The sequence below is a fragment of the Streptomyces panaciradicis genome (assembly GCF_023516615.1).
In the GTDB taxonomy this organism is placed as follows: Bacteria; Actinomycetota; Actinomycetes; order Streptomycetales; family Streptomycetaceae; genus Streptomyces; species Streptomyces panaciradicis.
This window is the reverse complement of record NZ_JAMGBF010000141.1, coordinates 1-18,014: the sequence shown is the minus strand read 5'-3', so window position 1 is coordinate 18,014 and position 18,014 is coordinate 1. Positions and strand designations below refer to the sequence as shown.

Here is an 18,014-nt window from a genome sequence, read left to right as displayed (position 1 = left end):
TAACAGTGCCATGGCCTTTTTCATTCCGAGACACCCGTTCCGATCCGCGAGACGATGTCGTCCCAGTAGCCGGGCATGGTCTCCCAAGGGTCGACGCGTCCGCCGCGGTCCGTGTGATCCGTGAAGTAGATCGTCGACGCGCCCTGCCAGCGGGCGATGCGCAGCGCCTCGTCGAGGTGCGGGCCCGGCACCCCGTGGACGAAGTGGCAGAAGCGGTCGGGCGGGTAGTCCGCGGTCCACTCGGCCACCTGCGACCAGCGGTAGTCGCTCCACGGCCCCGAGAAGGTCACCAGCTGGTCGGCCGTCTCGGCGTAGCCCGGGTAGGGGTGGGTGCCGTGGCCGAGGACGATGTGGGCGTCGTCACGGACGGCGCGGAGCGTGGTGACCGTGCGGCGGATCTCGGGCAGCGACGTGCGCTCGGTCGGGCAGCGGTCCAGGAGGAAGCCGTCGACCCGGTACCAGTCGATGTAGCGGTGCGCGTCGGAGATCAGCTCTCCGAAGGTGCGGGCGCCGAAGGTGGCGTCGAGGTGACCGAGAACGCGCACGCCCGCGTTGCGCAGACGGCCGGCCGCCTCCAGGCAGTGCGGGTCCGGGCGGCTGCCGGGGCCGTCGGCGACGTTCAGGACGACCCAGTGCAGGGGTGTCCCGGGGCGGGTCAGCCCCGCCCACTCGGTGGGGGCGACGAGCGGGTGCGCGTAGCCGGGGATACCGAAGCGGGTGCGGAACGCCGTGCTCGGGGAGTACGTCGTGGTGCTGGTCAGATGCGGCATGCCGCCTCCATCCAGATGTCGGCGAGGGACTCTTCGAGGTTGATCCGGGGCCGCCAGCCGAGCCGGTCGCGTGCGGTGCGCACATCGGCCTGCTGCCAGCTGCCGCAGCCGTCGGGGTACGACGGGTACGCGACGGGGGCAGGATGGTCGGAATCGCCGCGCGGGTGGCCGATCGGGGCGCGCAGCGGGCCGGGCGGGCCGTCGAGCTCGTGGAGGGCGCCGCCGTATCCGGCCACGCGGGCGAGGGTGGCGGCGGCGTCGCGCAGGCGGACGGCGCGGCCGGAGCCGATGTTGATGACGCCCTGCGCGGCGGAGAGGCTCGCGGCGTGGACGGCTCGGGCGACGTCGCGTACGTCGACGAAGTCGCGCTGGGCGCCCAGGCCCGCGAGCTTGAGTTCGCCGTCGCCGGACTGCATGGCGCGGCGCATGGCCTCCGCGAGGCGGCCGAGGGGGGAACCGGCCGGGGTGCCGGGGCCGGCGGGCGAGAAGACGCGCAGGACGACCGCGTCCAGGCCGGAGCCGAGGACAAGCTCGGTGGCGGCGAGTTTGCTCACGCCGTACGGGCCGCCGGGGCGTGGGATCGCGTCCTCGGCTGTGGAGGAGCCGGGCTGGCTGGGGCCGTACTCGGCGCCGCAGCCGATCTGCACCAGACGGGCGCCGCAGCCGCTGCGGCGCAGGGCCTCGCAGACGGTGGCGACGGCGACGGTGTTGTGCCGGGTGAGTTCGCGGGCGCCGCCGCGGGTGGCTCCGGCGCAGTTGATGACGACGCCCGGGTGCACCGCGTCGAGGAAGCGGGTGAGGGCGCCGGGGCTGCCGGACGCGAGGTCGAAGCGGACGTCGGCGTCGTCGCCGCGGCCGAGGGCGGTGAGCTGGACGGCCGGGTCGGCGAGGAGGCGGTCGGCGACGAAGCGGCCGAGGTAGCCGTTGGCTCCGATCAGCAGGACTCTCATCGGGCGGCTCCTTGGGCGCCGTCATGGGTGGGGTGGGCGGTGGTCATCTGTGGTGCTCCTTCGAGGCGGTGGCCTCCGGGCGGGTGCGCCGGGATGCCTGCGGCGCCTGTGCGACTTCAGTGGTGGTGCGCGGGGCGCCTGCGGATCGGTGGGTGGGTCGGGGCCGCGCCGGGGGGTGTCCGTCCTCGGTCGGGCGGTGCTGTCGGCCGTGTGGTGCTGTGTCTTGACGCCCGACACTGCGGGCGGGCACCCCCCGGCGCGGCCCCTTCTCGCCGTGCGCGGCTGCCGCCTGGGCGGGAGCGGCTCAGCACCGGGGCTCCGGTGGGGTGTGGGCCTCCGGTGGGGTGTGGGCCGAGGCTCTGGTGAGGGTGCGGCTCGCGTGGAACAGGAGAGCGAGGGCCGCGGTGGTGCAGGTGAGGATCGGGACGCTTGCCGGTCCCCAGGTGTCGGCCAGGGTTTGTACGGGGATGGCGAGGGCGTCGCAGCCGGGGAGGCGGGCGGCGAAGACCGCGGCCGTGGCCGTGGCTTCGGTGGCGGCCGTCGCCATGAGGACGGTGGCCGGGGCGTGGGTGAAGCCGTGGGTCGTGAGGAGGCGGGCGAGGAGCAGGAGGGCGCCCAGGGGGAGCGTGCGTGCGTAGGGCGCGGGTTCGCCCAGGATGGCGCCGGTCAGGGCCAGGAGGGGCGTCAGGGCGGCCAGGTAGAGCGTGAGTGTGGTGAGGATCAGGGGGCGTACGGCTGTGGAGAAGTCGTCCAGTGCGCGACTGGTGGTCAGTCTGCGGTGGGCGCGGGTCGCCAGGAGGTGGGCGGTCCAGGCCGCGGGGGCGAAGGACCAGGCGAGCGCCAGGAGGGGGGCCGGCGTGAGGGGCCAGGGGTCCGCGGTGGTGCCGGTCGGCAGGGCGTCGGGGCCGCCGGTCAGGGCCGTCTGCAGGAGGCCGTCGCCGAGGAGGGCGTAGGCGAGCAGCCAGGCCGTCCAGACGCTGGTGCCGGACGTGTTCGAGGTGTGGTGGTGAGGTGGGGTGGCCAGGGGGCCTCGGGAGAGTGCTGCGCGTAGGGCCAGGGCCACGGTGAGGATGCCCGCGGCGGCGATCGCCGGGCGCGGCCGGCCCTCGGTGAGGCGCAGGGCCGTGACGGTCGCCGTGGCCAGGAGGCCGGGGAGGAGGGTGAGCACCGCCCAGTCGAGGCGTACGCGGGGGGCGTCGGTGGTTTTGTGGTGGGCGGAGGGTGCGGCGTCCCTGGTGGCCCGGGCGAACATCTCCTCGGCCAGGGAGAAGACGTCACGGTGGCGGAAGCGTGTCGCGGTGCGGTCGGTGATGCCGTGCGCCTCCAGGCCGGCCGCGATCTCCAGAGGGTTCACCGCCCGGTTGCAGAGGTCCTGGTGACGGTGCATCAGCGCCTTCACGGGGTCGGCGGCTGTGCGGCGGGGAGTGGTGGGGGTTGGGGCGTTGACGGGGGCGGCTGGTTTTGTGGCGGATGGCTTCTTTTCGTTCGGCAGCCATTGCTGTGAGCGGTCGTCCCATGCGCCGGGGCTGCCCGGGCGGTCCAGTTCTCCCAGGTCGCTCATCGTGCGGCCTCCGTGGCCGGAGTCGGGGTCGTGGCGCCCGTCGGTGCCTGCGTCGCCCAGCCGGGGGTGCCGCGGGTCACTACGCGCGGGCCGGCCCAGCGGCCCGGTACGTGGGCCTCGGCCGGGACGGCGAAGGGCAGGGGGTCTCCGGTGGCGTCGACGACGACCCGGCGCACCGGGGTGCGGGAGACGATCTCCAGGTAAATGCCGTGAAATGCCGTGGTGTTCTGCTCCACGGTGAACAGTTCGAGGGCACGCGCGCGTGCCGCCGCGCCCAGGCGCTCGCGGCGCGCGGGGTCGCGCAGCAGCGCCACGCACGCCTCGGCGAGCGCTCGCGGATTGCGGGGCGGTACGACGAGTCCGGTGCCGCCGATGACCTCCACGACCGCGCCGACGTCGGTGGAGACGGTCGCGCGACCGCAGAGCATCGCCTCCACCAGGCTGATGGGGAAGCCCTCGACGACGCTGGAGAGAACCGTCACGCCACCGGCGGCGTACGCGTCGGCCGGGGTCGGCAGTTCCGGGCCGCCGATCTCGGTGAAGGAGACCGGGTTGTCGCCGACGGTGTGCGGGCCCTCGGCCTCGTCGGGGAAGAGCTGGGCGGCGAGGGCGCGGCAGTGGCCGAGGTAGGCCTCGCCCTCGGGACCGGCCGGAGTGCCGATGATCCGCAGCCGGGTCTTGGGCTCCTCCTTGCGGATCTCGGCGAAGGCGTGGAGCAGCGACACCAGGTCCTTGGTCGGTTCCACGCGCCCCACCCAGACCAGCGTGTCGGGGTCGGCGCAGTCCGGGGACTCCCCGACCTCGGCGAAGGGGGTGGCGTCCATGCCCGGGTGGACCGTGCGGAGCTTGGCGCGGTCGGCGCCGCAGCGCTCCTGCCAGCGGCGGGCGTGCGCGTTGCCGGACGTCACGAGCGTGGCCCGGTCGTAGATCTCGGCGGCGAGCCTGCCGTGGAAGGCGGCGAGCAGGGAGCGTACGGCGGGCGGGGTGTCGGTGGCGGCGAGGTGGTGCGTGCGCAGCCGCACGCCGTACTCGGTCAGCAGCAGGGGGACGCCGAAGAAGTGGCGGGCGAGCAGGCCGGGCAGGGCCGCCGGGCCGCCGGAGGTGGCGTGGCACAGGTCGACGGCGCCGAGGTCGTCGTCCTGGTACCAGTCGAGGGAGAGGGGGCGCAGGGTGCGTTCGAGATGGGCGGTTACGGCGAGCAGATCGGGTACGCGCGCCTCGCGGGCCGTCTGCTGTGCGCCGGGCGCGCGACAGGCGCGCTCCAGAGCACGCACGGCGCTTTCGGAACGCAGTGCGCCCCCGAGGCCGCCCCCCTCGTCGCGGGCGAGTTCGGCGAGCCCGTACAGCGCGCTGCCGAAACGGTCCGCCTCAAGGGTCGGCGCGGCCTCCGGGGAACCGGGCGCGCACAGGGCGGCGGCCAGTTCGCCGTAGCACTCGGCGAAGCGCCGGCGTGCGCGCCGTCCGTACACGACGCCGTCGTCCTCGGCCGACCACAGGGGGGCGGTGCGCACCCGGCCGACGTGCGGGGGCAGCGGGATCCAGCCCTCGTCCTCCTGGCTCCGGCTGCTGCTGAGCGCGTAGACGTCGAACTCGTGCTGCCCGAGCCCGCGCACGAGCCGGTCGCACCAGAGCCTGGCGTCACCGCTCACATACGGATAGCCACCCTCCGTAAGCAATCCGATGCGCACGTGCGCACCCCCGATCTCCCGTTTGGGGAGCCGCCGTTGACCCGGCGGCTCGCAGCGGGAAGAACGTATGCGGACAAGGCGGTGGCGCGATGGACGGTTGTCCATCGCGCCACCAAAAGGGGTGAACGGTCGTAACTTTCCCGTGCGAGTTGCGTTCGATCGCGCTACGAGATCATGCAGTCACATTCCGTCAGAGGGCGGCGGGCTCGCGCCGGGCCGTCCTGCGCCGGGCCGCCACCTCGGGGTCGAGTGCCGGTACGGCGGCCAGGAGCTGCTTGGTGTAGAGGGCCTGGGGGTTGTCGTACACCTCGTCGGCGGGTCCGGACTCGACGATACGGCCCTGGCGCATCACCGCGACCCGGTCGCTGACCCGGCGCACGACGGCGAGGTCGTGGGCGACGAAGACGAGCGCCAGGCCGAGTTCGCGCTGGAGTTCGGCGAGCAGGGCGACGACCTGGGCCTGGGTCGTCACGTCGAGGGCCGAGACCGGCTCGTCGCAGACGATGACGCGCGGGTCGGCCGCGAGCGCCCGCGCGATGCCCACGCGCTGGCGCTGACCGCCGCTGAACTCGTGCGGGTAACGGTCGTAGTGCGCCCCTTCGAGCCCCACGCGCTCCAGCAGTTCCGTCACGCGCCCCCTGATCCGCTGCTCGTCGCGTTCGCCCCGGGCGCGTAGGGGGTCGGCGATCGACTCGCCCACGCTGCGGCGCGGGTTGAGGGAGGAGACGGGGTCCTGGAAGACCATCTGGACGGCCCTGTTCACGCCCACGCGCGCGTGGCCGTCGTATCGGACCTGTCCGGCCGTCGGCTCCAGCAGCCCCACCAGCATCCGGCCGAGTGTCGTCTTGCCACTGCCGCTCTCGCCGACGATGCCGAGGGTCTCGCCCCGGTGGACGCGCAGGGACACGTCGTCGACGGCCGCGAACGCCCGCTTGCCGCGGCCGAATTCGCGCCTGAGCCCGGTCGCCTCCAGGACGATCTCCTCGGAGGGCTGTGAGGGGGCGCGGGGCGCGTCCACGCGCGGTACGGCGTCGAGCAGTTCGCGTGTGTACGCCTGGGTGGGCGAGCCGAGGACCGCGCCGACCGGGCCGTGTTCCACCACGCGCCCGTGCCGCATCACGAGCACCTCGCCGACGCTCTCGGCCGCCACGCCGACGTCGTGCGTGACGAGCAGCAGGCCCATGCCCGTCTCCGCGCGCAGGGTGTGCAGCAGGTCGAGGATCTGCGCCTGGACGGTCACGTCGAGGGCGGTGGTCGGCTCGTCGGCGATGAGCAGGTCCGGCTCGCAGGCGAGCGCCATGGCGATGAGCGCGCGCTGGCGCATGCCGCCGCTGAACTCGTGGGGGCGCGAGCGCGCCCGGCGAGGTGCGTCCGGGATGCCGACCCTGTCGAGCACCTCGACGGCACGCGCGCGTGCCGCTCGCCGTGACGCGCGCGTGTGCACGCGGTACACCTCGGCGATCTGGTCGCCGACGGCGTAGTACGGGTCGAGGGAGGACAGCGGGTCCTGGAAGACCATCGCGGCCTTGCCTCCGCGCAGCCGCCGCAGTTCGTCTTCGGAGGCCCGTTGCACGTCGGTGCCGGCCACCTCGACGGAGCCGCCGACCCGGGCGCCCGTGCCGCGGTGCAGGCCCAGGAGGGCCGAGGCGACGGTGGACTTGCCGGAGCCGGACTCGCCGACCAGGGCGAGCGCGGCGCCCGGCGCCAGCTCGAAGGAGAGACCGTCCACGGCCGTCAGGCCGCCGAACTCGACGGTCAGGTCGGTGACTCGGACGAGACTCACGTCAGTACCACCCGTCGGTCGGCCACCGCGTACAGGACGTCCGCGACGGCGTTGGCGAGGACCACGAAGAAGCCGATGACCAGGACCATGCCGACGACGACCGGGAGGTCGACCACGTTGACGGCGTGGACGAGTTCCTGGCCGATGCCGGGCAGGCCGAAGAGGGTCTCGGTCAGCACGGCGCCGCCCACCATCGCGCCGACGTCGTTGGCGTTCAGCGCGATGATCGGCGCGAGGGCGCCGCGCAGGGCGTGGCGGCCGACGATCGACCGCTCGCCGACGCCGTAGGCCCGGAAGGTGCGGATGTGGTCCTCCGCGAGGGTCTCCAGCATCGACGCCCGGGTCAGCCGGGCGAAGTAGGCCGCCTCGCCGAGGGCGAGGGTCAGCCAGGGCAGCAGCAGGTTCCACATCCACTGCTCGGGATCGGCGGAGAGGGGGACGTACTCCGGGAAGGGGAGCAGTTCCAGCTGCCCGCAGACCACGATCATCAGGACGAGGCCGATGACGAAGGACGGTGTGGCGACGCCCGCGAGGGTCACACCGGTCAGGGCCCGCTCGGTGAGCCGCCCGCGTCGCCAGGCGGACAGCACGCCGGTGCCGACGCCGAGCAGCAGCCAGAGCACCATCGCGCCGAGCACCAGCGAGAGGCTGACGGGGAGCTTGCCCAGGATGATCTGCATGACCTGCCGGTCGCTGCGGTACGACAGTCCGAGGCAGGGCGCGGAGCAGCGCTCCACCGACGTGCCGGTCGAGTAGTCCTGGCCGGCGACGACGCCCTGCAGGAAGTGCCAGTAGCGCACGTACAGCGGGTCGTCGAGCTTGAGCTGCTGGGCGACCTGGTGGACCTGTGCGGGCGAGCAGCGGGGGCCGCAGGTGATCTGGGCGACGTCGCCGGGGGTGGCGTAGAAGACCACGTAGACGATCACCGAGATGGCGAGCAGGGTGACGATCGCGCCCACGGCGCGGCGCAGGGCGAATCCGGTGAAGCCGGTCATGCCTTCGCCTCCCCCTTGTGACCGGTGCCGACGCGCAGGCGCGAGGCGGTGCGCGGGTCCAGGGCCGTGCGTACGCCGTCGCCCAGGACGGTGAGGGCGAGGACGGTCACGAACAGCGCGCCGGCGGGCAGCAGCAGGTACTGCGGGGCGGCCTGGTACCAGACGTCGGCCGACGAGAGCATCTGTCCCCAGGACGGGGTGGGGGGTTTCACGCCGACGCCGAGGAAGGACAGTGAGGCCTCGATGCCGATGTTGACGGGCACCATGAGCGCGGCGTACGTGATCACGGGCGCGGCCAGGCCGGGCAGGAGTTCGCGGCGGGCGATCCTCAGGGTGGACCAGCCGCTGAGCCGGGCGGCGGCGACGTAGTCGAGTTGCTTGAGGGTGAGCGTCGCCGCGCGGGTGATCTTGGCGATGGTGCCCCAGGCGACGAACCCGATGATGAGCGCGACCAGGACCGGCCTGGGGAAGCTGCCGGGTACGACGGCCAGCAGGGCCAGTGCCATGATCATCAACGGCATGGCCACGATGATGTCGCTGATGCGGCTCAACAGTTGATCGACCCATCGGTTGCCGAGCGCCGCGGTGATCCCCACGACGACACCGAGGAGGATCTGCACCGCGGTCGCCCCCAGGGCGACGCCGAGGGAGACCCGGGCGCCGTACACCAGGCGCGCGAACAGGTCACGTCCGGTCTGCGGCTCGACGCCCAGCCAGTGCTCCGCGCTCGCGCCGCCGAACGAGCCGATGGGGACGCCTCCGCGCGCGGAGTCGACGAGTGACGGGTGGTACGTCGTCGGGTCCTGGCCCTCGATCGCGGTGAGCAGCGGTGCGGCGACGGCGATCAGGGCGAGCAGCGCGACGACGGCCGCCGCGACCAGGGCGGCGCGCTGCGCTCGCAGCCGCCGCCGGAACTGACGGGCCCCCGAGGTCCCCGAGGCGGACGCCCCGGGGACCTCGACGGCGACAAGTGCCTCGCTCATCGCGCTACTTCACCGCGACCTGCGAGATGTCCAGCACACCGGTCCAGTCGCTGATCACGACGTTCCGGATGTCCTTGCCGACCAGCCGCTTGTAGACGGGGTGGAACAGCGGGACGGTCAGCGCCCGCGCACCGATCTTCTCGTCCAGTGCACCCCACCTCTTGGCGGCGGCGTCAAGATCGGTCAACTTGTTGATCGCGTCAATCTCGGCGTTGACCGACTTGTCATCGAGCAGGCCGTTGTTGAAGTTCGCTCCATCCTTGACGATCTGCCGCCCGTCGAAGATCGGGGCGAGGAAGGGACCGCCGGAGGGCCAGTCGGCACCCCAGTGGGCGAGGAAGAACCCGGGCTCGGTCTTCACACTGTGGATCTTGTCCCGGTAGTCGTTGTCCTCCAGGCCCTGCAGCTTGACGGTGATGCCGGCCTTCTTGAGCGCGTCCTGGAGGGCGGTCGCGATCTCCGGGCTGGTCTCGAAGCCCTTGCTGTTGGAGTGGGTGAGGGTCACGGTGAGACCGTTCTTGTAACCCGCCTCCGCCAGCAGTTCCTTGGCCTTGGCCGCGTTGCCGGTCCGGCCCGCCGGGAACAGGTCGTAGGGCGTGTAGCCGAACGACTTCTGGTTCGGCAGGAAGGTGGTCGCGGCCTCGGCGAGGGCACTGCCACCGGCCGCGTTGATCACCGACGAGCGGTCGACGGCGTACGAGATCGCCTGGCGCACCTTGGCGTTGTCGAACGGCTTGACCTTCGGGTTGAAGGCTATGTAGTTCGTGTAGCCGAAGTGTCCGGTGCCCACGCGGGCGGCGAGTTCCTTGTCGCCGGTCACCTTGGCGAGTTCGGCCGGACCGAGGTTGGTGTCGGTGGTGACGGCGGTCGCGTCGGCCCCCTGGGACGCGGAGAGCCGCTGGTTGATCACGGACGAGTCCAGTCCGGACCGTACGTCGACCTTGTCCGGGTAGGCCTTGCGCTCGGCGTCGGTCGCCGCGGACCAGTACGTGTTGCGTACGAGCACCAGGTGCTCGCCGTCGTTGTCGTTGCTGACGACCTTGTACGGGCCGGACGAGACCGGGTGCTGCGCGTACTTCGTGCCCGTGTCCTTGGCCTTCGGTACGGGCGTGAACTGCGTCTGGGTGGCCAGGTACGGGAACTCGCCCTCGGGCTTGTTCAGGTGGAAGACGATGGTCCGGCTGTCCGGCGTCTCGATCGCCGACAGGCCCTTCTTGTCCTTGTAAGGCCCCTGGTAGTCCGCGGCGCCGACCAGCCAGTCCCGCAGGTAGGGCGCGCCGCCGGACAGTTCGGGCGCGAAGGAGCGCTCGATGCCGTACTTGATGTCGGCGGACGTGATCGCCGTGCCGTCCTCGTACTTCAGGCCCTTCTTCAGCGTGTACGTCCACACGGTGGCGTTCTCGCTGGGGCGTCCGGTGTCGGTGGCGAGGTCGGGGACGACCTTGGCGCCGGCCGCGCCGTTCTCGCGGTTGCGGGTGGTCAGGGTGCGGAAGACCAGGGAGGGGACGTTTCCGCCGCCGGAGGTGTACAGCCGCGCGGGGTCGAAGTCCGTCTGGGGCTCGGAGTTCAGGACCGTGAGGGTGCCGCCCTTGTGCGGCGCGGAGTCGCCGGCGGAGCCCTTGGCATCGTTGTCCTTCGGTCCGCAGGCGGCGGCGCCCGCTGCCAGGACCAGGCCTACGGATGCCGCGGCCGCACGGCGCGCTATGTCGGACGGATGACGCATCGGATGGACGACCTCTCGAATGATGAGACAGAGTGACGAGGAGTGAGATGAAAACGCACGCACGTCTGCCCGGGCGCCGGGTCGTCGAGAGCCGTGACGCGAGAGGTCACGGGAAAAAGGAAGGGTCGCGACGCGAACGCCTGAGGGCGGACGTCAGCGACAGAGGATGTCGGCCACGCAGAGCGGGGTCACGCCGATGAGCGCCAGCTCGAAGGCTGCGCAGGCGGTGGCGTGGGGGGTCGACATGCCCAGAAATATGTATGACTTTCCTGCGCATGTCAACGTGACTTCTGAGGCGCCCGTCAACTCCGGGGAAACGGCCAGGGGTTGGGCAGGCAGTGGATTCCGTCGTGGTCGAGGAACTTCGTCTGCTGCTGCATGACGGGCGCGAGCTGGCCGCTCTTGCTGCAGCTGACGTGGCCGTAGCCGAGCCGGTGGCCGACCTCATGGTTGATCAGCATCTGCCGGTAGGCGTGGATCCGGTCGCCGTAGGTCGTCGACCCCTGGGCCCATCTGTATGCGTTGATCATCACTCGTTCGGTGGACGCCGAGTCGCAGGAGACGTTGTCCTCGGTGGTGTCCAGGCCGGACTTGGCGCACCAGGTGGCCGTGGTCCCGGGGCTGGCGAGCGTGATGACGAAGTCGGGTTTGCCGGTGTCGACCCGCTCGAAGGTGCGGGCGCCGTCGTGGGCCCAGCTGCGGTCGTCGTTGAGCGTCTTCTGGACGGCCTCGGCGAAGAGGGCGCCGTCCAGCCCCAGTCCCCGTTCCACGTCCACGCGGTAGGTGTACTTCCGGCCCTTGCCGGGCGCCCGGTCGGTCCCGGGGACCGCGTCGAACTTCCCCGAGCCCCGGAAGGTGGCGCCGAGCGCGTACTTCTCGCCCATCGCCTGCTCGTACGTCAGCGTGGCGACGCTGGGCGACGGCGACGCCGACGGCGTGGACCGCACGTCCCGCGCCTGGTCGGTGGCCGCCTGCGTGCCCACGGCGGTGTCGTCGCGTCCGTGCGTGACCTGGCCGGCGACGACGACGGCCAGCACGGTGGTGACCGCGGCGGCCGCGATCCCGGTGAACGTCCGCCCCTTGGAGCCGGTGTTCTGCGCGGGGACGCCGGTGGGCGGCGCCTCGTCCTCGTCGGCCTCGGAGGGGACACCGACGCCGGGGCGGGGGGCCCGCCCGGCGGCGGAGGGGTACGGATCGGCGGCGTGCGCGGTGCCGCCGGGGCGACGCGCGAAGACGTCGTCGGACTCGTCCTCCTCGTCGAAGGCGTCGAGGTAGTCCTGCCGGGGCCCGAAGCGGGGCTCCTGCCGCTGCCGCGGTATGGCGACACCGGGCCCGGCGGAGGGTCCACGCCCGGTGGACGGCCCACGCCCGGTGGACGGCCCGGTTCCGGTGGAGGCCCCGTAAGAGGGGCCGCGTCCGGCGGGCGGTACGCGCCCGCTTCCGCCCTGGCCCCTCAACTCGCCCCATCCGCCGCCGGGTTCACGCTGCTGGGGGTGTCCGCCACGGACCTGGGGTACGCCCCGGGCCGGCGTGCCGTCGGGGAGGCGAGGGATTCCGCGAGCCGGTGTGCCGTCCGCGTACCTGGGCGGGCCCCCGGCCGGTGTGCCGTCGGAGGGGCGGGAAACCCCGCGCGCCGGCGCGCCGTCCGCCCGCTGCGCCGTCCCGCGCTCCCGTGCTCCCGGCGGCTCCTGAGAGGCTCTGCTCCCGCGCCCGGCGCGCTCGCGCTCGGCCTCGTCCTTCGCCGCGGGAGCACTCCCGCGGCGGCTGTGGCGTCCCACTCGCCCCTCAGCTCCCCGCGCTCTCGGCAGCGGTCTCGTCCTCGCCGGCGGCACCGCGACCAACGGAACCCCGCCCACGGGAGGTTACCCCGTCCGGCAACTGCCCGGTCTCTCCGAGCAGTTCCACGAAGGCACGGGCCACGGTGTCCGGGTACTCCATCATCGCCACGTGTCCCGCGTCCGGCATCGTCAGCAGGCGGGAGTCACGGTAGGCGCGGGCCGCCCTGCCGGCCATGCGGAAGCCGACGAGCTGGTCGCGGCCGCCGTAGACGAGCAGGGTGGGGGCGAGGACGCGTTCGGCCTGGCGCCACAGGCTGTGCTGGCCGCCCAGGGTGTAGGCGTTGACGATGCCGCGCGCGGAGCGTGCCATCGCGTCCCAGAAGTACGGCAGTTGCAGCCGGCGTTCCATCTCCTCGACGGCGTGGCGGAAGCCCTCCGGCGTCACCCGCCCGGGGTCGCCGTAGCACAGCGCCATGACGCCGGTGACCCGCTGCTCCGCCGTCCACTCCCGGGTGAGCCGGTAGAACAGCGCCGCCACGCCGGGCAGCGCGAGCAGCCCGGTGGGCACCGCGCTGCGCTGGACGCGGATCTCCGGCAGGGCCGGGGACACCAGGGTCAGGGTCCGCACCAGGTCGGGCCGCAGGGCCGCCACGCGCGTGGTCACCGCGCCGCCGAGCGAGTTGCCGAAGAGGTGCACGGCACCGCGTCCGGCCGCGTCGAGGTGACGGATCACCGCGCGCGCGTGCCCGGTGACCGAGTAGTCGCCGTCGTCGGGCGGCGGCGAGTCGCCGAAGCCCGGCAGGTCGAGGGCCTCGCCGTCGACGACGCCCTCCAGCTCCTGCATCAGCGCGGACCAGTTCTGCGAGGAGCCGCCGAGTCCGTGGACGTAGAGCGCGGGCGGCAGGCCCTCGCGCGCGGGCGGCCGGGAGCGAATGGTGAGCGTGATTCCGGGCAACCCGACCGACCTGAGCCGCTCGCCCTCGGCGACCCTGACGGGCGCCACCTTGGGGAGAACGTTGCTCGCCGGTACGGACGGCAGGTCGGTCGAGGACATGCGGCAATGTTACGAGACGATCACGTAGTGGTTCATGTGTTCGCCGTCACAGATGACACCAGGTGACCTGCGGATCGCATGGCGTCCACATCGGGTGTTGCCTACGCTCGTACAGAGGGCACCCGCTGTGGCCCCTGCTTCTCCCAGGGACGTTCGTAGGAAGGGAGCCCACGATGACCGTAGACCCCAGCGATCCCGAGGCGTTCGCCGACGAAGAGGCCCGCAAGGCATCGGAGTTCGACGTCGAGGCGCCGGAGAACGACGCCGCCGAACAGCAGGCGGACCTCGCGCCGGACCAGGACGACCCGCTCGACGACGTCGACCCGGCCCGCGCGAACGAGGCCGACGTGGTCGAGCAGCACCGCGTCGTCTCCCTCGACGAGGACGACTACCGCTGACGAGGCACACGCGTGCGCCCGCGGGCGCCGCCGAGCAGGAAAGGAGCTCGCTCCTGCCCACTGCGACCCGGTCCGAAACCACCCGTCCGGCTTTCGTCGCCGTCCGGTCCGTGAAATTCTGCGCTCGCACCGCGCACACAGGGGTTACCCAAAAGTACGATGGCCGCGCGGCGCACACCGCATGTGGACGAATTTGGGAGGCGGCGTGACAGCCATCGAGCAGACAGAGGCGGCGCGCCCGAGGGGCACGCGCCTGCCGCGCCGAGCCCGACGGAACCAGCTGCTGGGCGCCGCCCAGGAAGTCTTCGTGGCGCAGGGCTACCACGCGGCCGCGATGGACGACATCGCCGAGCGCGCCGGCGTCAGCAAGCCGGTGCTCTACCAGCACTTCCCGGGCAAGCTCGACCTGTACCTGGCCCTGCTGGACCAGCACTGCGAGTCGCTGATCCAGGCGGTGCGCAGCGCGCTGGCGTCGACGACCGACAACAAGCAGCGCGTACGGGCGACCATGGACGCCTACTTCGCGTACGTCGAGGACGACGGCGGCGCGTTCCGCCTGGTCTTCGAGTCGGACCTGACGAACGAGCCCGCGGTGCGCGAGCGCGTCGACAAGGTCACGAACGAGTGCGCGGAGGCGATCTGCGACGTGATCGCCGAGGACACCGGTCTCTCGCGCGCGGAGTCGATGCTGCTGGCCTCCGGTCTCGGCGGACTGGCCCAGGTGGTGGCCCGCTCCTGGCTGCACAGCGACCGCAGTGTCCCGCGCGACCAGGCGGTGCAGCTGCTCACCTCGCTGGCCTGGCGCGGCATCGCGGGCTTCCCGCTGCACGGCACGGACCAGAACCACTGACCGGCACGCGCGCGTGGGCGCCGTACGGGACACCACGTCACCGTCGGCGCGCACGCGCGCGTGAAGGTCGTCTGTTCCCGTCGGCTGTTCGCTCCTGGCGTTCTCACGCGGAACGTGTACGTCCCCTCACCGGGCTAATGTGTGCTGGGTACGGCGCGGATTGGTCGCGCACTTCACTGACCGTCGGAGGGACATAGCCGTGGAGGTCAAGATCGGCGTGCAGCACGCGCCCCGCGAGATCGTTCTGGAGAGCGGTCAGAGCGCCGAGGAGGTCGAGCGGATCGTGGCCGAGGCCCTGGCCGGGAAGTCGCAGCTGCTGAGCCTCGTGGACGAGCACGGCCGCAAGGTCCTCGTGCCGGCCGAGCGCCTCGCCTACGTCGAGCTCGGCGAGCCGGCCCCGCGCAAGGTGGGCTTCGGCGCGCTGTAGTCACACGCGACGAAAGGGCCCGGCGACCGTCGAGTCGCCGGGCCCTTTCGTATGTCGCGACACCGCCGCGACTACGGCCGCGGGCGGATGTCCTCCTCCACGGATGGAGCACGGGTCTCTCACAGGGGAGGATTGCATTCCGCAGGTCACGGGTATGACGGGCTACGACCGTGATACGCGCAGTGCGCGCCGTGTGGCCGTGTGGGAGGGACCCCATGATGTTGATCGAAGCACTCGGCTCCGCTCTGCTCGGTCTCGTACTGGCGTGGACGGCGAACCGCCGCCTCGCGCACCGTCTGCCGGCCCGCTCCCTGGTCCTGGCGACCGGTGTCGCCGGAGCCCTCTTCGGCGCCTTCCTCACGCACAGCGCCTTCGACCCCGGCAACTCCCTGCTCGTCCTCATCGGTGCGGCGATCGTCTCGGCGGCGTCCCTGTCCCTCCTCCTGCGCCCCGCGGGAAGACTCCGCCGGCGCCAGGCACCGGCATAGATCCTCCCGACGACGGCCGGGGAAGCCCACCATGAGCTCCCCCCGAGGGGCGTGCGCTACGCGGCCAGTCCCAGCGCGGCCATCCGCTTGGTGTGCGCCTCGGTGATCCGCGAGAACATCCGCCCCACCTCGGCCAGGTCGAACCCGTCGGCGACGCCGCCCACGAGCATCGTGGACAGCGCGTCGCGGTCCGCGACGACCCGCTGGGACTGCGACAGCGCCTCGCCCATCAACCGCCGTGCCCACAGGGCGAGTCGCCCGCCGACCCGCGGCTCGGCGTCGATGGCGGCGCGCACCTTCTCCACCGCGAAACCGGCGTGCCCCGTGTCGTCCAGGACGGCCAGGACCAGCTCACGCGTGTCCGAATCGAGCCGGGCGGCGACCTCCCGGTAGAAGTCGCTGGCGATCGAGTCGCCGACGTACGCCTTGACCAGTCCCTCCAGCCAGTCCGAGGGGGCGGTCTGCTTGTGGAAGCCGTCCAGGGCGGCGACGAACGGCTCCATCGCCCCGGTCGGCTCCTCGCCGATCTCGGTCAGCCGGTTCCGCAGCCGCTCGAAGTGGTGGAACTCGGCCGACGCCATCTTCGCCAGCTCCGCCTTGTCCGCCAGCGTCGGCGCGAGCTTCGCGTCCTCCGCGAGCCGCTCGAACGCCGCGAGTTCGCCGTAGGCGAGCGCGCCGAGCAGGTCCACGACGGCGGCCCGGTACTGGGGTTCCGCGGAGGCCGTGGCCCAGTCCTGGGCCGCCACTCCGGTGTGCTCGGCGGGTGCGTCAGAGGTGTTGTCAGGCGTCGTCATGAAGCGCACAATAGTCCGCTCGCCGGGCTGGGGAAGGCCCTGGTCAATCAGTGTGATGACGGCTACGTGACCAAATCGGCCATCGCATGTGCGCGATTCCGGGGTACAGTGGTAATGCGCCTGCCGAGGTCTCGACAGGCCGCACGTATGAGGATGCCCGGTCGGTGGCCCGATCGGCTCCGACCCGACAGACCTCCAGACCGTACGGCACATCGCGTACGACCTCCGGAGGGACACCCTCAGCGGTACGAGCGCTAGAGCGTCGGCAGTGGTCCCGTGCGTTACGGCAAGCCCGTAAGGCAGCCGACGTCCCCGGCACGGTCCGTCAAAGACCCCCGCGCTCGCCTCGCACCGCGCACACAGAAGAGGCAGCACCCTGACTACGACGTTCAGAGATCTCGGAATCCTTCCCGAGACCGCCGAGGCCCTCGAGGCCGTCGGCATCATCACCCCCTTCCCCATCCAGGAGATGACCCTCCCCGTCGCCCTCTCCGGCACGGACGTCATCGGCCAGGCCAAAACCGGCACCGGCAAGACGCTGGGCTTCGGCCTCCCGCTCCTCGAGCGCGTCACCGTCCCCGCGGACGTGGAGGCGGGCCGCGCGAAGCCCGAGGACCTCACCGACACGCCGCAGGCGCTCGTCGTCGTCCCCACGCGCGAGCTGTGCACCCAGGTCACCAACGACCTGCTGACCGCGGGCAAGGTGCGCAACGTGCGCGTCCTCGCCATCTACGGCGGCCGGGCCTACGAGCCCCAGGTCGAGGCCCTGAAGCAGGGCGTCGACGTGGTCGTGGGCACCCCGGGCCGGCTCCTGGACCTCGCGGGCCAGAAGAAGCTCAACCTCAGCCACGTCAAGGCGCTCGTCCTCGACGAGGCCGACGAGATGCTCGACCTGGGCTTCCTGCCCGACGTCGAGAAGATCATCAACCTGCTGCCGGCCCGCCGCCAGACCATGCTGTTCTCGGCGACCATGCCGGGCGCGGTCATCGGTCTCGCGCGCCGCTACATGTCGCAGCCCACGCACATCCGCGCCACCGCGCCGGACGACGAGGGCAAGACGGTCGCGAACACCGCGCAGTTCGTCTACCGCGCGCACAACATGGACAAGCCCGAGATGGTCGCGCGCATCCTGCAGGCCGACGGCCGGGGCCTGGCCATGGTCTTCTGCCGTACGAAGCGCACCGCGGCCGACCTCGCCGACCAGCTCAAGCAGCGCGGCTTCGCCGCCGGAGCGGTCCACGGCGACCTCGGCCAGGGCGCCCGTGAGCAGGCGCTGCGCGCCTTCCGCAACGGCAAGGTGGACGTCCTCGTCTGCACCGACGTCGCCGCCCGCGGCATCGACGTCGAGGGCGTGACGCACGTCATCAACTACCAGTCGCCGGAAGAGGAGAAGACCTACCTGCACCGCATCGGCCGCACCGGCCGCGCGGGCAAGAAGGGCATCGCGATCACGCTGGTCGACTGGGACGACATCCCGCGCTGGCAGCTGATCAACAAGGCGCTGGAGCTGAACTTCAACGACCCGCCGGAGACGTACTCCACCTCCCCGCACCTCTACGAGGAGCTGAGCATCCCCGCGGGCACCAAGGGTGTCCTGCCGCGTGCCGAGCGCACGCGCGCGGGTCTCGACGCGGAGGTGCTGGAGGACCTGGGCGAGACCGGCGGCCGCGGTGCGCGCGGTCGCGGTGGCCGGGGCGGCGACCGGGGCGGCCGGGACGAGTCCCGTTCCGCCGAGCGCGAGCGTCCGGCGCGTACGCCGCGACGGCGCCGTC

17 protein-coding genes are annotated in these 18,014 nt (G+C 72.2%); 5 read left to right on the top strand and 12 right to left on the bottom strand.

The window, feature by feature from the left end; translation table 11 throughout:
* Positions 1–20: 20 nt before the first annotated feature.
* The 11 genes from M8J74_RS34995 to M8J74_RS34950 all read right to left on the bottom strand — a co-directional run bounded on the left by M8J74_RS34995 (position 21) and on the right by M8J74_RS34950 (position 13,285).
* Positions 21–770, bottom strand: coding sequence for a spherulation-specific family 4 protein (locus M8J74_RS34995; RefSeq protein ID WP_249840290.1), 750 nt, complete (start codon positions 768–770; stop codon positions 21–23).
* Entirely contained in the window at positions 758–1,720 is a 963-nt protein-coding gene (locus M8J74_RS34990) for an NAD-dependent epimerase/dehydratase family protein (protein WP_058923374.1), read from the bottom strand. The genes M8J74_RS34995 and M8J74_RS34990 overlap by 13 nt, the downstream gene beginning before the upstream one ends.
* A gap of 304 nt (positions 1,721–2,024) precedes the next feature.
* Positions 2,025–3,107: a hypothetical protein gene (locus M8J74_RS34985; RefSeq protein ID WP_372500362.1), complete on the bottom strand. Its 1,083-nt coding sequence runs from the start codon at positions 3,105–3,107 to the stop codon at positions 2,025–2,027.
* A gap of 170 nt (positions 3,108–3,277) precedes the next feature.
* Positions 3,278–4,969, bottom strand: a complete 1,692-nt coding sequence (locus tag M8J74_RS34980; protein ID WP_249840288.1) for a DUF3492 domain-containing protein — start codon at positions 4,967–4,969, stop codon at positions 3,278–3,280.
* 190 nt (positions 4,970–5,159) lie between these two features.
* Positions 5,160–6,752, bottom strand: a complete 1,593-nt coding sequence (locus M8J74_RS34975) for a dipeptide ABC transporter ATP-binding protein (RefSeq protein ID WP_249840287.1) — start codon at positions 6,750–6,752, stop codon at positions 5,160–5,162.
* Positions 6,749–7,747, bottom strand: coding sequence for an ABC transporter permease (locus M8J74_RS34970; protein WP_249840286.1), 999 nt, complete (start codon positions 7,745–7,747; stop codon positions 6,749–6,751). The genes M8J74_RS34975 and M8J74_RS34970 overlap by 4 nt, the downstream gene beginning before the upstream one ends.
* Positions 7,744–8,730, bottom strand: a complete 987-nt coding sequence (locus M8J74_RS34965; RefSeq protein ID WP_249840285.1) for an ABC transporter permease — start codon at positions 8,728–8,730, stop codon at positions 7,744–7,746. The genes M8J74_RS34970 and M8J74_RS34965 overlap by 4 nt, the downstream gene beginning before the upstream one ends.
* 4 nt (positions 8,731–8,734) lie before the next feature.
* On the bottom strand, positions 8,735–10,453 hold the full coding sequence (locus tag M8J74_RS34960; protein WP_249840284.1) for an ABC transporter substrate-binding protein: 1,719 nt from the start codon (positions 10,451–10,453) through the stop codon (positions 8,735–8,737).
* A gap of 153 nt (positions 10,454–10,606) precedes the next feature.
* Positions 10,607–10,699 (bottom strand): Ms4533A family Cys-rich leader peptide, encoded by a 93-nt coding sequence (locus M8J74_RS45090; RefSeq protein WP_343234001.1) that lies wholly within the window; start codon positions 10,697–10,699, stop codon positions 10,607–10,609.
* Between the two features lie 56 nt (positions 10,700–10,755).
* Positions 10,756–12,231: a DUF3152 domain-containing protein gene (locus M8J74_RS34955; RefSeq protein WP_249840283.1), complete on the bottom strand. Its 1,476-nt coding sequence runs from the start codon at positions 12,229–12,231 to the stop codon at positions 10,756–10,758.
* Between the two features lie 7 nt (positions 12,232–12,238).
* Positions 12,239–13,285, bottom strand: a complete 1,047-nt coding sequence (locus M8J74_RS34950) for an alpha/beta fold hydrolase (RefSeq protein ID WP_249840282.1) — start codon at positions 13,283–13,285, stop codon at positions 12,239–12,241.
* A gap of 173 nt (positions 13,286–13,458) precedes the next feature.
* Between M8J74_RS34950 and M8J74_RS34945 the strand changes: the two genes are divergently transcribed.
* The 4 genes from M8J74_RS34945 (at position 13,459) to M8J74_RS34930 (ending at position 15,448) form a co-directional block, all read left to right on the top strand.
* Positions 13,459–13,683, top strand: coding sequence for an Rv3202a family protein (locus M8J74_RS34945; RefSeq protein WP_249840281.1), 225 nt, complete (start codon positions 13,459–13,461; stop codon positions 13,681–13,683).
* A gap of 205 nt (positions 13,684–13,888) precedes the next feature.
* A complete protein-coding gene (locus M8J74_RS34940) occupies positions 13,889–14,533 on the top strand; it encodes a TetR/AcrR family transcriptional regulator (RefSeq protein WP_058923384.1) in 645 nt (214 codons plus the stop codon).
* 199 nt (positions 14,534–14,732) lie between these two features.
* The gene (locus M8J74_RS34935) at positions 14,733–14,960 is read left to right on the top strand and encodes a DUF3107 domain-containing protein (RefSeq protein ID WP_058923385.1); all 228 of its coding nucleotides are present in this window, start codon (positions 14,733–14,735) and stop codon (positions 14,958–14,960) included.
* A 218-nt stretch (positions 14,961–15,178) separates the two neighbouring features.
* Positions 15,179–15,448 carry a hypothetical protein gene (locus M8J74_RS34930; RefSeq protein ID WP_142147309.1) on the top strand — a complete coding sequence of 90 codons (270 nt, stop codon included), beginning with the start codon at positions 15,179–15,181 and terminating at the stop codon, positions 15,446–15,448.
* Positions 15,449–15,504: 56 nt separating this feature from the next.
* Here the strand turns inward: M8J74_RS34930 and M8J74_RS34925 are convergent, their stop codons facing one another.
* Entirely contained in the window at positions 15,505–16,242 is a 738-nt protein-coding gene (locus tag M8J74_RS34925) for a ferritin-like fold-containing protein (RefSeq protein WP_249840280.1), read from the bottom strand.
* Between the two features lie 469 nt (positions 16,243–16,711).
* Here M8J74_RS34925 and M8J74_RS34920 point away from each other — a divergent pair.
* On the top strand, positions 16,712–18,014 hold a 1,303-nt coding region (locus M8J74_RS34920; RefSeq protein ID WP_249840279.1), incomplete at its 3' end, for a DEAD/DEAH box helicase.